Origin of the sequence: Neorhizobium huautlense, from assembly GCF_002968575.1 — a bacterium.
Classification (GTDB): domain Bacteria; phylum Pseudomonadota; class Alphaproteobacteria; order Rhizobiales; family Rhizobiaceae; genus Neorhizobium; species Neorhizobium huautlense.
The window spans coordinates 12411-25618 of record NZ_PVBM01000028.1; the positions used below are offsets into that span (position 1 = coordinate 12411).

At 59.8% G+C, this 13208-nt stretch carries 13 protein-coding genes; 5 read left to right on the forward strand and 8 right to left on the reverse strand.

What is annotated here, in order from left to right; translation table 11 throughout:
* Window positions 1-238 precede the first annotated feature (238 nt).
* A complete protein-coding gene (locus C5L12_RS23300) occupies window positions 239-805 on the forward strand; it encodes a sigma-70 family RNA polymerase sigma factor (protein WP_105374440.1) in 567 nt (188 codons plus the stop codon).
* Window positions 806-816: 11 nt separating this feature from the next.
* On the opposite strand, the gene C5L12_RS23305 is transcribed toward C5L12_RS23300, so the two are convergent.
* The 4 genes from C5L12_RS23305 to C5L12_RS23320 all read right to left on the reverse strand — a co-directional run bounded on the left by C5L12_RS23305 (window position 817) and on the right by C5L12_RS23320 (window position 2897).
* Entirely contained in the window at window positions 817-1212 is a 396-nt protein-coding gene (locus C5L12_RS23305; RefSeq protein WP_105374441.1) for a YkvA family protein, read from the reverse strand.
* A 62-nt stretch (window positions 1213-1274) separates the two neighbouring features.
* Window positions 1275-1577 (reverse strand): 4a-hydroxytetrahydrobiopterin dehydratase, encoded by a 303-nt coding sequence (locus C5L12_RS23310; protein WP_105374442.1) that lies wholly within the window; start codon window positions 1575-1577, stop codon window positions 1275-1277.
* 13 nt (window positions 1578-1590) lie between these two features.
* Complete coding sequence (gene thpR, locus C5L12_RS23315) at window positions 1591-2181, reverse strand: RNA 2',3'-cyclic phosphodiesterase (RefSeq protein ID WP_105374443.1); 591 nt, start codon at window positions 2179-2181, stop codon at window positions 1591-1593.
* Between the two features lie 65 nt (window positions 2182-2246).
* Window positions 2247-2897, reverse strand: a complete 651-nt coding sequence (locus C5L12_RS23320; protein WP_105374444.1) for an arylesterase — start codon at window positions 2895-2897, stop codon at window positions 2247-2249.
* A 75-nt stretch (window positions 2898-2972) separates the two neighbouring features.
* On the opposite strand from C5L12_RS23320, the gene C5L12_RS23325 reads away from it, so the two are divergent.
* The 4 genes from C5L12_RS23325 (at window position 2973) to C5L12_RS23340 (ending at window position 7880) form a co-directional block, all read left to right on the forward strand.
* A complete protein-coding gene (locus C5L12_RS23325) occupies window positions 2973-3683 on the forward strand; it encodes an ABC transporter ATP-binding protein (RefSeq protein ID WP_105374490.1) in 711 nt (236 codons plus the stop codon).
* On the forward strand, window positions 3680-6223 hold the full coding sequence (locus tag C5L12_RS23330) for an ABC transporter permease (protein ID WP_105374445.1): 2544 nt from the start codon (window positions 3680-3682) through the stop codon (window positions 6221-6223). Before C5L12_RS23325 ends, C5L12_RS23330 begins: the two co-directional genes overlap by 4 nt.
* A 233-nt stretch (window positions 6224-6456) precedes the next feature.
* Window positions 6457-7203: a Bax inhibitor-1/YccA family protein gene (locus C5L12_RS23335; protein WP_105374446.1), complete on the forward strand. Its 747-nt coding sequence runs from the start codon at window positions 6457-6459 to the stop codon at window positions 7201-7203.
* 119 nt (window positions 7204-7322) lie between these two features.
* Window positions 7323-7880 carry a GNAT family N-acetyltransferase gene (locus C5L12_RS23340; RefSeq protein WP_105374447.1) on the forward strand — a complete coding sequence of 186 codons (558 nt, stop codon included), beginning with the start codon at window positions 7323-7325 and terminating at the stop codon, window positions 7878-7880.
* 3 nt (window positions 7881-7883) lie between these two features.
* Here C5L12_RS23340 and C5L12_RS23345 read toward each other — a convergent pair whose 3' ends face one another.
* The 4 genes from C5L12_RS23345 to acnA form a co-directional block, all read right to left on the reverse strand.
* Entirely contained in the window at window positions 7884-8270 is a 387-nt protein-coding gene (locus tag C5L12_RS23345) for a DUF2794 domain-containing protein (protein ID WP_105374448.1), read from the reverse strand.
* Window positions 8271-8561: 291 nt separating this feature from the next.
* Window positions 8562-9311 carry a DUF1223 domain-containing protein gene (locus tag C5L12_RS23350; RefSeq protein ID WP_105374449.1) on the reverse strand — a complete coding sequence of 250 codons (750 nt, stop codon included), beginning with the start codon at window positions 9309-9311 and terminating at the stop codon, window positions 8562-8564.
* Between the two features lie 190 nt (window positions 9312-9501).
* Window positions 9502-10239 (reverse strand): TSUP family transporter, encoded by a 738-nt coding sequence (locus C5L12_RS23355; RefSeq protein ID WP_205839374.1) that lies wholly within the window; start codon window positions 10237-10239, stop codon window positions 9502-9504.
* 90 nt (window positions 10240-10329) lie between these two features.
* Window positions 10330-13023 carry an aconitate hydratase AcnA gene (gene acnA / locus C5L12_RS23360; RefSeq protein WP_105374450.1) on the reverse strand — a complete coding sequence of 898 codons (2694 nt, stop codon included), beginning with the start codon at window positions 13021-13023 and terminating at the stop codon, window positions 10330-10332.
* Between the last annotated feature and the right edge of the window lie 185 nt (window positions 13024-13208).

Sequence of the window (13208 nt, forward strand, 5' to 3'; positions counted from 1 at the left end):
CCAAAGCGTCAATCGCACCGTTGAAATACTGTAAATGTCCCATCCACCGCCACGCCCCTGCGTGGACATCCTCCTCGCAACTATCTCCAAGTTTCATCTGGCGGGGAATTTTTCATGTGGTTTGTCAATCAGTGACACAAGGATTGGGGCAAGAGTTTGTCCTTTTCCTCGGTCCCTATATGACATTAGAATGGGCGAATATGACGGGGCCTCCTATGGGAAAGTTTGCGTAAATTAGATGGACCTGGATGAGAAAGACCACTTCGCCAATTTGGCCAAGGCGGTGGCCGACAACCGCGATCAGACGGCTTTTGCAACGCTGTTCGACCATTTCGCTCCTCGTCTGAAGTCATGGCTCGTCAAACGCTCGATGAAGCCGGACGAGGCTGAGGAACTGGTGCAGGAGGTCATGGCTGTTCTTTGGCATCGAGCGCATCTTTATGACCCCAGCCAGTCCTCCCTTTCAACCTGGCTTTATCGGATCGCACGCAACCGCCGCATCGACAGGGACCGCCGGGCTAAACATCGGCAGATAGAGATCAGCGAATACTGGTTTTGCCCCCCCGAAGTGCCGAGTGCGGATATCCTGCTCGAACGGGCAGAAAGTGATGCAAGGGTGCGGGCCGCGCTCGAGAATATTCCCGATGAACAGATGCAGCTCGTGCGCGCGGCTTTTTTCCTCGGCCAGACCCATTCGGAGATAGCCTCTTCGACAGGCATCCCTCTTGGTACCGTGAAATCGCGCATCAGGCTTGCTTTCGAACGGCTCCGCAAGGCGCTCGAAGAGCCGGCCTCGCTGGTTTGAGGGAAGAGCCGTTATTTCGCGCCCGCACCGGCTGTCTCCGGATTGTCCGCGAGAGCCTCGTCGGCGGCGTCGTAGTGGCGATCGGCGATATGTCCCTGGATCATCCGGAAAGCGACGGCCAATACGGCGACATCGTCCGTAAAGCCGACAAGCGCGAAGACGTCGGGCACGAAATCGACTGGCAGGACAAAATAGGCAAGAGCTGCAAGTAATACGCCGCGCACCCGTGCCGGCGTACGACGGTCGACGGCGCAGTAATAGGCGGCAACCAGGTCGCGACTGAAGGGAACCTGCCTGACGGCGCGCTTCAGCGTCGGCCAGAACTTCGCACGCACCTGCCGCTCCTGGCGTTCTTGCGTTTCCTCGTCACCCGGCAGGAGGATCTCACCAATCTTCACATTGTCCATGGTTTCTCCCTTCGCTCGGCATTTGCCGCGTGTACCCAATATGGGCGCCCGGAAAATGCAGTTCAATTGCGGCAGGAGAATGCCTTGTCCATGGCTCTGGCCAGCTTGAAATCAAGGTCCGTCAGGCCTTCGGCGTCGTGCGTCGTCAGCAGCACATCCACCCGGGAATAAACGTTCGCCCACTCCGGATGATGATTGAGCTTCTCGGCGCGCATGGCGCATTCCGTCATGAAGCCGAAGGCCTCTATGAAGTTCTTGAATTTGAAGCTCCTGAAGATGGCGTCGCCTTCCGCCTTCAGCTCCCATCCGTCCAGTAAGGCGAGCTCGCGTTCGGCAGCGGCCGTATCCAACTTTTCGTAGTTCATGCGAAAGCGCTCCTTAAAGGAGGCCCTTCACCGGTTCCAGATCTGCGGCATGGGCGTTGCCGTAGCTGATATCCTGCAACGGGAAGACCTCTTCCGTCAGATACGGCCCACCGCCGACGGATTCCTTCGATGACAGCAGCACGAAGCGTGAGACGGTAAATGGCGCGGTGTAGAAATTGCCGCGGCCGGAAAGATATTGCACCATGTCGTCCAGCCGGCAGTTCTTGAGCCGCGCCAGAGTAACGTGCGGAGTAAACTTGCGCGGATCCGGCGGCAGGCCGATGCGCTGGCAGATCCGTTCGATTTCCGCCTGAAGTGCGTAGATGTCCGGCGATGGAGCAACCCCGGCCCACACCGAATGAGGCTTCTTGGACCCGAACGAACCGATTCCGGTCAAGGTCATCTGGAATTCCGGTCGGTCGATACGGTCCAGCCGGTCGACGATCTCGTCGGCCGTGCGGCCATCGACATCTCCGATGAAGCGCAGGGTGATGTGATAATTCTCCACATCGATCCATCGGGCTCCGGGAAGCCCGCCGCGCAGCAGTGATAGGCTCATTGCTACATTGCGTGGAATTTCGAGGGCGGTGAATAGTCTCGGCATAGGGACCTCCTCGAATCTTTGCAGATGTTAACAGCGAATCATGCAACGGGGTTCCGTGCAAGATGTTATTTGCCGTTATCCTTAATCTCCCCCAGGAAGCTTTCGACAGGCTGGATCGTCTTCTCGACCATTACTGCAACCCCCTTGGCGTTGGGATGCATGCCATCTTCGAGCTGCATTCCCTCCACTGTCGTCACCCCGTCGAGGAAAAATGGATAGAGCGGCACGCCATATTTGTCGGCAAGCCGCTGGTAGATCGGATTGAAGCGTTGGGCGTAGTCGCCGCCCATATTCGGAGGGGCAAGGATGCCGATCAGAAAAACCGCAATCCCCCGTTCTTTCAGGCGGGCGAGCATGAGATCGAGGTTTCGCTCCGACTGTTCCGGGGAGATGCCGCGAAGCGCATCGTTGGCGCCGAGCTCCAGGATGACGCCGTCTGTCCCGTCCGGCACCGACCAGTCGATGCGCGAAAGGCCACCGGAGGTCGTATCGCCTGAGACGCCTGCATTGGTTATCGCCACATTGTGGCCTTTTGCCCTGAGCGCCGCCTCGAGCTGGGCGGTATAGGATTCCGAAGGCGCAAGCTGGTAGCCCGCCATCAGGCTGTCACCGAAGCCGATGAGCTGAATCGACCGGTCCTCAGCGACCGCCGGCAATCCGATAAGCAAAAGCGCCGACATGACGATGAAGTGAAGGGCGCTTGCTTTAAAACTCACGGTTCGTCTCCTAGATTGGACGCCACTGTCATGCGACGGAATGCCCGTTTCAAGGCCAATATAGGAAGCTTTGCTTTGACTAAAACCATCATCACGCTGAAGAAGGCTGATCTCACCCTCGGCAGCGCGGCGGCCTCGGTGCATGTGTTGAAGAACATCGACCTGGAGATCCGGGCCAATGAGGCGGTCGGCATCGTTGGGCCCTCCGGTTCGGGAAAATCCACCCTTTTGATGGTGCTCGCCGGTCTGGAGCGTCTGGACAGCGGAGAGATCGTCATCGACGGCGCACCTCTTCATGCGCTTTCCGAAGACGCGCTCGCCGAATTTCGCGGGCGAAAGATCGGCATCGTATTTCAGTCCTTCCACCTGATCGCCAACATGACTGCGCTGGAAAACGTCGCCGTACCGCTGGAGCTTGCGAACGTGAAGAACCCGTTCGACATCGCCAAACGGGAACTTGCCGCCGTCGGTCTCGGCGAACGCCTTAGCCATTATCCCGGTCAGCTTTCCGGCGGCGAGCAACAACGCGTGGCAATAGCGCGCGCGCTCGCGCCGTCGCCTTCCGTGCTGATCGCCGACGAGCCGACCGGCAATCTCGACGCGGAAACCGGTCGGCAGATTGCCGACCTTTTGTTTGCCAAGCAGGCGGAGCGTAGCATGACCATGCTGCTCGTCACCCACGACAATGCGCTCGCTGCCCGCTGCTCCAGACAGATCCGGGTCCGCTCCGGTGAAATCGTCGGCGACAGTGCGATCCATCATCCGGTTCAGGCGGTTCTTGCATGAACCGCGTCTTCCCCCGCCTTTCCATTTCTTTCCGCCTGGCACTGCGCGAAATGCGCGGCGGCCTGGCAGGGTTTTATATTTTCCTCGCCTGTATCGCGCTCGGTACCGGGGCGATTGCTGCGGTAAACTCGGTTTCGCGCGCCATCACGGGCGCCATTGCCAGCCAAGGGCAGGAAATCCTCGCGGGCGACGTTCGCTTCGAACTCAACAATCGGGAAGCGACGCAAGCGGAGCGTGCCTTCCTCGACAGCTTGGGCGAGGTAAGCCTTTCAACCAGCCTGCGCTCGATGGCCCGCAAGCCGGACGGTTCGGAACAGGCGCTTGCAGAGGTCAAGGCGGTTGACGACCTCTATCCGCTTTACGGAACCTTCCGCTCTGAACCTTCGGCGCCGCTTCCCGATCTGCTCGCCAAAGACAGCGATGGTTTTGGTGCATTGGCCGCCCCCTTGCTGCTGGAACGCCTCGGACTCCGCCAAGGCGACCAGATCTTGCTCGGCAATGTGAAGCTGACGCTGCGCGGGACGATCGCCGCCGAGCCCGATGCATTGTCCGACGGTTTAGGGTTTGCACCCCGCCTGCTGATCGGAAGGGAGGCGCTCCTGGCGTCCGGCCTCATCACCACCGGCAGCCTTGTCGAGCATGCCTACAAAATCAAACTCGACGACCCGTCAATTCGCGCGACACTGACCGGCCGTGCCAATCGCGAATTCCCGAGCGCCGGCTGGTCGATCCGTTCGAGCGACCGCGCAGCACCGTCGCTGACGGAAAATGTGGAGCGCTTCTCGCAGTTCCTGACACTGGTTGGCCTCACCGCACTCATCGTCGGCGGCGTCGGTGTCGCCAACGCCGTGCGGGCTTTCCTCGACGCAAAGCGGACGACGATCGCTACGTTTAAATGCCTCGGCGCGCCCGCTTCGGTCGTGACGTTGATCTATCTCATCCAGATCCTGTTGCTGGCGGTTGTCGGAATCACGATCGGGCTGGCGATCGGCGCGGTAGCACCTTTCGTTGCCCTGCAGTTTCTCGAAGGCGTTCTTCCGGTTCCGAAGGAGGTGACATTCTACCCCTCCGCTCTTCTCTATGCCGCCCTCTTCGGGCTGTTGATCACCTTTGCCTTTGCGATCCTGCCGCTCGGCCATGCTCGCGAAGTACCGGCAACGGCACTTTTTCGTGAGCAGAGTTTCGACAACGTCCGGCTACCCTCCTGGCCCTATCTGATAGCAGCGGCGGCTGCGCTTGCCGCTCTCGCGGCTTTGTCGATCGTCACCGCCGAAGACAGGTTCGTCGCCACCGTGTTTCTCGCCGCCGTCGCCGCAGCCTTCGTTCTGCTTCGCCTCGTCGCAGTCCTGATTGCCGGCCTTGCCCGCCGGAGCCCGCGTGTGAATTCGCCGGCGTTGAGGCTTGCGATCGGCAATATCCATAGGCCCGGCGCGCTCACGCCTTCCGTTGTACTCTCGCTGGGCCTTGGCCTCGCTCTCCTTGTGACGCTTGCCCTGATCGACGGCAATATGCGCCGGCAGCTCACGGGCCAGATCGCCAGGCAGGCTCCGAATTTCTTCTTCGTCGACATCCAGAGCTCCGAGCGCGAAGGCTTCCTGGACATTCTCAAGCAGCATTCGCCAGAGGGTTCCGTCACGCAAGTGCCCATGCTTCGCGGCAGGATTCTGGCCTTCAACGGCCAGGATGTCACGCAGATGAACGTGCCCCCCGCCGGTCGCTGGGTGCTGCGCGGCGACCGCGGCATCACCTACGAGGAAAAGCTGCCTGCCAACTCGACATTGACCGCCGGCCAGTGGTGGCCATCCGACTATAGCGGAGAGCCGCTGGTCTCGTTTTCCGCCGAAGAGGCGGGCGAACTGGGACTGAAACTCGGCGACACCGTCACCGTCAACGTGCTCGGCCGCAACATTACCGCCCGCATCGCCAATTTCCGAAACGTCGAGTGGGAATCGCTTTCCATCAATTTCGTGATGGTCTTCTCGCCCAATACGTTCCGCGGCGCGCCGCACGCCTGGCTTGCCACCCTTACTGACCCTTCTGCGACAGCCGGACAGGAAGCCGCGATCCTTCGCTCCGTTACAAATGCCTATCCGACGATCACCAGCGTTCGCGTCAAGGATGCGATCGACATTGTCAACCAGCTGGTCGCCCAGCTGGCCACGGCCATCCGGGCCGCGGCCGCTGTCGCCCTCATCGCTTCCGTTCTTGTCCTGGCCGGCGCCCTTGCGGCAGGCAACCGGGCGCGGACCCACGACGCCGTCATCCTCAAGACCCTGGGCGGGACCCGCAGCATGCTGATGCGCGCCTTCAGCTATGAATACATGATGCTCGGCGCAGCAACCGCCGTCTTTGCGCTGCTTGCCGGCGGCATCTCCGCCTGGTTTGTCGTCAGCCGCATCATGAGGCTGCCGTCGACGTTCCTGCCGGATGTCGCGGTCCTTACGCTCGCTATATCTCTCGTTCTTACAGTCGGAATCGGCCTCGCAGGAACCTGGCGTATCCTTGGGCAGAAAGCTGCGCCTGTGCTCCGCGAACTGTGATTCAACCCTGGGATGATTGCACGCCCATGTTCGCCGATAAACTTGCCGTCATAACGTCTTCAGGTTGCTAAATTGCCGTAGTGGTTTGCGTTTTCGCTCGCCACACCTCTTGTATGTAAAGCAATATCACATCATATTTGCGGGTAGGCTTGCTGGAGCTCCGCAGCGGCGCCTGGGTCTGAAGATAAGGGGGCCCGACACCGTGAATAATTCCGGAGCTTAAAGAGGAAACAATGGCTGACTTTAACAACTACCAGAACCGAATGGCGCGCGCTGGCGCCCAGTCGGGCGCGATGATCGATGAAGGCCTTCGCGCCTATATGCTCAAGGTTTACAACCTGATGGCGCTCGGGCTTGCGATCACCGGTGTAGCGGCCTTCCTGACATGGCAGATGGCGGTTGCCGACGGCCAGCTTACGGCTTTCGGCCAGCTCCTTTATACCAGCCCGCTGAAATGGGTTGTCATGCTGGCTCCGCTGGCGATGGTCTTCTTCCTGAGCTTCCGCATCAATTCGATGAGCGTCGCGGCCGCGCAGACGACCTTCTGGGTTTATGCCGCGCTGATGGGCCTGTCTCTGTCCTCGATCTTCCTGGTCTTCACCGGCCAGAGCATCGTGCAGACCTTCTTCGTGACCGCCGCCTCCTTCGGCGCGTTGTCGCTCTACGGTTACACGACCAAGAAGGATCTGTCGGGCTTCGGCACGTTCCTGATCATGGGTCTGTTCGGACTGATCATCGCCTCGATCGTCAACATCTTCCTGCAGTCTTCTGCGATGGGCTTCGCGATCTCCGTGATCGGCGTGCTGATCTTCGCGGGCCTCACCGCCTACGATACGCAGAAGATCAAGGAAATGTACTATGATGGCGACGACGTTGCCGTTATGGGTCGCAAGGCGATCATGGGCGCACTGACGCTTTACCTCGACTTCATCAACCTCTTCACGTTCCTGCTGCAGTTCATGGGCAACCGCGACGAATAAGCCTGCAGGGCATGAATAGAAAAAGGCGGCTCCTCAGCCGCCTTTTTTGTTGCCCCGCTGGAAGCCGCCGCATAGGCTGGGCGATACGACATTCTTTCACCTGCCAGTGATTTCCCTCCATGACTTTCCGCATTCGCGACGCTTCTCCCTCCGATCTCCCAGTCATTACTGAAATTTACCGCGACAGCGTCCTCAACGGTACGGCCAGCTACGAAATCGTCCCGCCGGACCAAGTCGAGATGACGAGCCGCTTCGAAGCGATCAAAGCGAAGGGCTATCCTTACATCACCGCAGAAGGCGAGAACGGGGCCTTGCTCGGTTATGCTTATGCCTCGGCCTTCCGGACCCGTCCGGCCTACAGGTGGCTGGTGGAGGATTCCATTTATCTCGCTCCGGAAGCGCGCGGCAGAGGAGTGGGCAAGGCCCTTCTGAAGGAGCTCCTTATCCGCTGCGAGGCGCTCGGCTTCCGGCAGATGATCGCCGTCATCGGCGGGGCGAGCCCGGCTTCCGTAGCGGTGCATGCCAGTCTCGGCTTCGAAATGACCGGCACGCTCAAGGGCACCGGCTTCAAGCATGGGAAATGGCTGGATACGGTTCTGATGCAGATCTCTCTCGGTGAGGGCAAGGAAACCGATCCAGACCCAAGTGTCTATCCCGGCACTCTGTTTGCCGGATAAGGCTCAGTCAATCAGTTTCAAAATCTTGTCGAAGACCTTGAGCACCTGCGGCAGTTCATGGCCACGCTTCAGGATCATTCCGTGGGTGTTGAGCACGCAATAGGCGCCCTGCTTCCCGGCTAGCTTGGGATTCTTTTCGATCCGGTAAAGCGGCATCTCGCCCGACCGCTTGAAGATGGAAAAGACCGCCCGATCCCTGAGATGATCGATCGCGTAGTCTTTCCATTCTCCTTCGCCTACCATGCGCCCATAGATCCTCAGAATCGCGTCGAGCTCGCGTCTGTGAAAGGTAACAGGAACGGGATCGCGGTTCTGCCGGTATTCGTGGAGATTGACGACGGTGGCTTCCTGCGTTCTTTCGCGCCCCGGCAATTCCGGCTGATCGGTCATCAAGGCTCCCAAATCACAAATGTCGGAGATGTGACAGTCTGCCCGAGAGCCCGAAAAATGCAACCCCGGGGATCGCCGAGCTGTGGAGAGGACTTGGCGTTTTTTATTCTCGCCCTATTTCGGACAAAACAGCGCCAGATTTCAAAGCGAGATTGGCGCCTATCGGTTGGCGCGTTCCTAGCGCCATATGGCCCGATCCGGTGCATTGACCCTTACCCCCAGCCCCCCAATGTTCCTGGATCGGGCCGCCGACCGATTCTCCCTGAACGGACGAAGCCGGGCTGCGGCGGATCAGTATTTCTTGCGGCCAGCCATGAGAATTGTAGCTCCGAGAATGGCCGCGGGCTCCCCTCCGGCACCCGAAGTCTGCAAGAGGATCGCGCAGCCGTCCTTCTTCGATTTACCCATCAGTTTACCCGGGAGATTGAGCTTCATGCTCTGGCCGTTCCAGGTGCCGACGGATTGCACGTCGTAGACGCTGTGCCAGTATTCCATGGTCTTGCCGCTGTTCTCACCCTTGGTGACATCCACCTGCTGACGCTTGGTGAAGTAAGCGACAACGACGTCCGCCTGACCCTTGCCTTCACCGATCTCGATCTCAATCTCGTCTCCCCGCATGGCGGCAGTCACCGGTACGTTCAGCCCGTTGCCGCTGTCGTTCAGGCCCTTCACCTTATCGTTGATAAGGGCAAGATCGGTGCCTTTTACATGCTCGCGGCCGTTGATGATCGCTTGCGGCGTGTAGACGCCGCTTCGCCCCAACGTCTTCGCATAGCCATATTGACGCTCGGTATTTTCCCTGGAACTCAAGGTGTCGGTCCAGCCGAGATAATTCCAATAGTCCACGTGATAGGAAAGCGCGACCACATCCCCCTGCACGACCAGATCGCGCAGCGTCCCATCCGCCGGCGGACAGGAGGAGCAACCTTGCGAGGTAAATAGCTCGACGACGCCCTTGGGAGCCCTCACCTCGCCCCCAAACGCAGCGCCGGCGGAGACCAGGCTCGCAAGAAGGACCAGAGAAATGGAGCGGAACGGCATCGGCGGTGGACCTCCTTATCAGGGCATCTGTTATCCACTATTGCTCGCGGCGATCAAGAGCCTAACGCGCGGGACGGCGGAAGGTAACCACCCCCTCCCGTCAAGAGAAAGTCACGAAGGGGTGAAGACCGGATATTTGATCGCCATTGTTTCGCCATCCAATCCGATCTTCTTCGGCCGTCAGCCGCGGTCAGATCAGCTTCAAAAGGCCCTGGGCGAAATAGACCGCGCCCACGCCCGTCACGATCCAGCGCGTCCAGGCCCTGAAGTCCGCATCCGTTATCCGCTGCAGGATGCCATTGCCGGCGCGCGCCCCGAAAATTGCGATCGGCGCCGCGATCAGAATAGCTATCCAATCGGTCGGCGGCAGAACCGAAGCCGCATTCCAGTAGAAGACGACCTTGGTGGCATGCGAGGCGACCTGGATCGCCGCCTTGGTTGCGATCACCTTGCGCCGGTCCATCATGGTGCGGATGAAGAAGATGTCGATTGTCGGTCCGGAAACACCGACGCCGACCGTCAAGGCTCCCGCGATCAGGCCGCAGACAAGCGCATGGGACGGTTTCGAGGCATCGAGCTGGAGCTTCGAGACCGGCAGCCACACAAGGATCGGCATCAGCCCGATTGCGATCAGCACGACGATGATGTTCGGCTGGTAGTCGACGATCAGCAGGAAAATGCTTGAGATGATCAGCCCCAAGCCGAGGATGCCAAGGATTTTGTATTCGATATAGGCGCGCGAGAACCAGGCGCGGGACCCGTTCGATACCATCTGGATGACGCCATGAATGGCGATCGCGGTCCCGACCGGATAGAGAAAAAGCAGGACCCAGAGCAAGATCAGCCCGCCCGCCATCCCGAAAATTCCCGAAAGCAGGGATGTCAGGAAAACGGTGACGGCCATTCCGATGAAGATGACGATGGCCAAGGTAGCCGGACCTTCGGAAGGTAACGCGGGAAAATTCAGGAGCGGAATGCACCCGCCGGAAAACCTCCGGCGGGTGCAGATCAATCGCCTTTAAGCGGCAAGATCCCGCAGAACGGTCTGCAGAATGCCGCCGTTGTTCATGTAGATGACTTCATCGAGCGTATCGATGCGGCAAAGGATGTTGATCTCCTTCACCGTGCCGTCGCCATAGGTGATCTTGGCGGTCTTCCACTCGCGCGGCTTGATGTCGCCTTCCAGGCCTTCGATGGTGACGGTCTCGTCGCCCTTGAGACCGAGCGAAGCCCAGGTCGTGCCTTCTTCGAAGACGAACGGGACGACGCCCATGCCGACCAGGTTCGAGCGATGGATACGCTCGAAGGACTGGGCGATGACGGCCTTGACGCCAAGCAGATTGGTACCCTTTGCGGCCCAGTCGCGCGACGAACCGTTGCCATATTCGACACCGGCGAAGATGACGAGCGGAACGCCCTCTTCCTTGTACTTCATGGCCGCATCGTAGATCGACATCTCTTCCTTCGACGGATAGTGGATGGTGTAGCCACCTTCCTTGCCGTTCGGACCGAGCATGTGGTTGCGGATGCGGATATTGGCGAACGTGCCGCGCATCATGACTTCATGGTTGCCGCGGCGCGTGCCGTACTGGTTGAAGTCCGCAACGGCGACGCCGTTTTCCGTGAGATAGGCACCGGCGGGCGATGCCGCCTTGATCGAACCGGCCGGAGAAATATGGTCGGTGGTGATCTTGTCGCCGAAGAGGCCGAGGACGCGGGCGCCCTTGATATCCTTGAGACCTGCACCTTTCTTGCCCATGCCTACGAAGTAGGGCGGGTTCTGCACGTAGGTCGACTTGTCGTCCCATGCATAGGTATCGCCCGGAGGAACCTTGACCGCCTGCCAGTTCGCATCGCCCTTGAAGACGTCGGCATATTTGGTTTCGTAGAGTTCGCGGGTGACGTATTTCTGGATGAATTCCTGCACTTCGTGCGAGGTCGGCCAGATGTCCTTGAGATAGACCGGGTTGCCGTTCTGGTCTTCGCCGATCGGCTCCCTGGTCAGGTCCTTCTGCACCGTGCCGGCGAGCGCGTAGGCAACGACGAGCGGCGGCGAAGCGAGGTAGTTGGCCTGGACGTCAGGGGAAATGCGGCCTTCGAAGTTACGGTTGCCCGAGAGCACGCCCGAAACGATGAGACCCTTGTCGTTGATCGTCTTGGAGATCGGCGCCGGCAGGGGCCCGGAGTTGCCGATGCAGGTGGTGCAGCCGAAGCCGACGAGATTGAAGCCGAGCTTGTCGAGATCGGCCTGCAGGCCGGACTTGGCAAGATATTCGCCGACGACCTGGGATCCCGGTGCGAGCGAGGTCTTGACCCATGGCTTGGACTTGAGGCCCTTGGCGACCGCATTGCGGGCGAGAAGGCCGGCAGCGATCAGTACCGACGGGTTGGACGTATTGGTGCAGGACGTGATCGCGGCAATCGCCACGTCGCCGTGGCCGAGATCGAAATCCGTACCCTCGACAGCGTAACGGTTGCTGAGTTGGCCCGGCTTCTTGTACTCGCCTTCGAGCGAAGTGGCGAAGCCGGACGCGATGTTTTCAAGCGGGATGCGGCCTTCCGGACGCTTCGGGCCGGCCATCGACGGCACGACGTCGCCGAGATCGAGTTCCAGCGTGTCGGTGAAGACCAGGTCGGAACCGTCGCCTTCGCGCCACATGCCCTGAGCCTTGGAATAGGCCTCAACCAGCGCAATACGCTCATGCGTGCGGCCGGACATGGTGAGGTAGTTGATGGTTTCGCCGTCGACCGGGAAAAAGCCGCAGGTCGCGCCGTATTCCGGGCCCATGTTGCCGATCGTTGCGCGGTCTGCGAGCGGCATGTTGTCCATGCCCGGACCGAAGAATTCGACGAACTTGGAAACCACGCCCTTCTTGCGCAGCATCTGCACGACGGTCAGCACGAGGTCGGTCGCGGTGACGCCTTCCTTGAGCTTGCCGGTGAGCTTGAAGCCGATCACTTCAGGCAGCAGCATGGAGACCGGCTGGCCGAGCATGGACGCTTCGGCTTCAATCCCGCCAACGCCCCAGCCCAAGACGCCAAGGCCGTTGATCATCGTGGTATGGGAGTCGGTGCCGACGCAGGTGTCCGGATAGGCGATCGTTTCGCCGTCCTCGTCCTTGGTCCAGACCGTCTGGCCGAGATATTCGAGATTAACCTGGTGACAGATGCCGGTACCCGGAGGAACGACGCGGAAATTCTTGAACGCCTGCTGACCCCACTTCAGGAAGCGGTAACGCTCGCCGTTGCGCTCGTATTCCAGCTCGACGTTCCTCGCAAACGCCTGCGGCGTGCCGAATTCGTCGACGATGACCGAATGGTCGATGACGAGATCGACCGGAACGAGCGGGTTGATTTTTTCCGCATCGCCGCCGAGCGCCTTGATGCCGTCGCGCATGGCCGCGAGGTCGACGACGGCCGGAACGCCGGTGAAGTCCTGCATCAGCACGCGGGCCGGGCGGTAGGCGATTTCCGCCTCAGCCAGACCCTTGTTGTTCAGCCATTCGGCAACCGCAAGAATCTGCTCCTTCGTCACCGACTGACCGTCTTCAAAGCGGAGCAGGTTCTCCAGCAGCACTTTCATGGAGAAGGGGAGTTTCGAGACGCCGGCCAAGCCGTTCTGTTCGGCTTTGGGAAGGCTGTAATAGACATAGTCCTTGCCGCCTACGGTGAGGACAGAACGACAATTGAAACTGTCGAGAGATTTAGCCACGGATAGTAACCCCGCTGATATAGAGCCAACACGCGCGTGCGGACGCCTATGCACTTCATGCACATCAGGATGCGGGTGCGACCATTTCCGCTGTCCGCACGAGAAGATCTTTTAGGTCTTCAGGTTCGGCGCAAGATGGAAATCACGCCGGCCGCTGGCGTGGTTGCAGTGCTTATAGATAATTT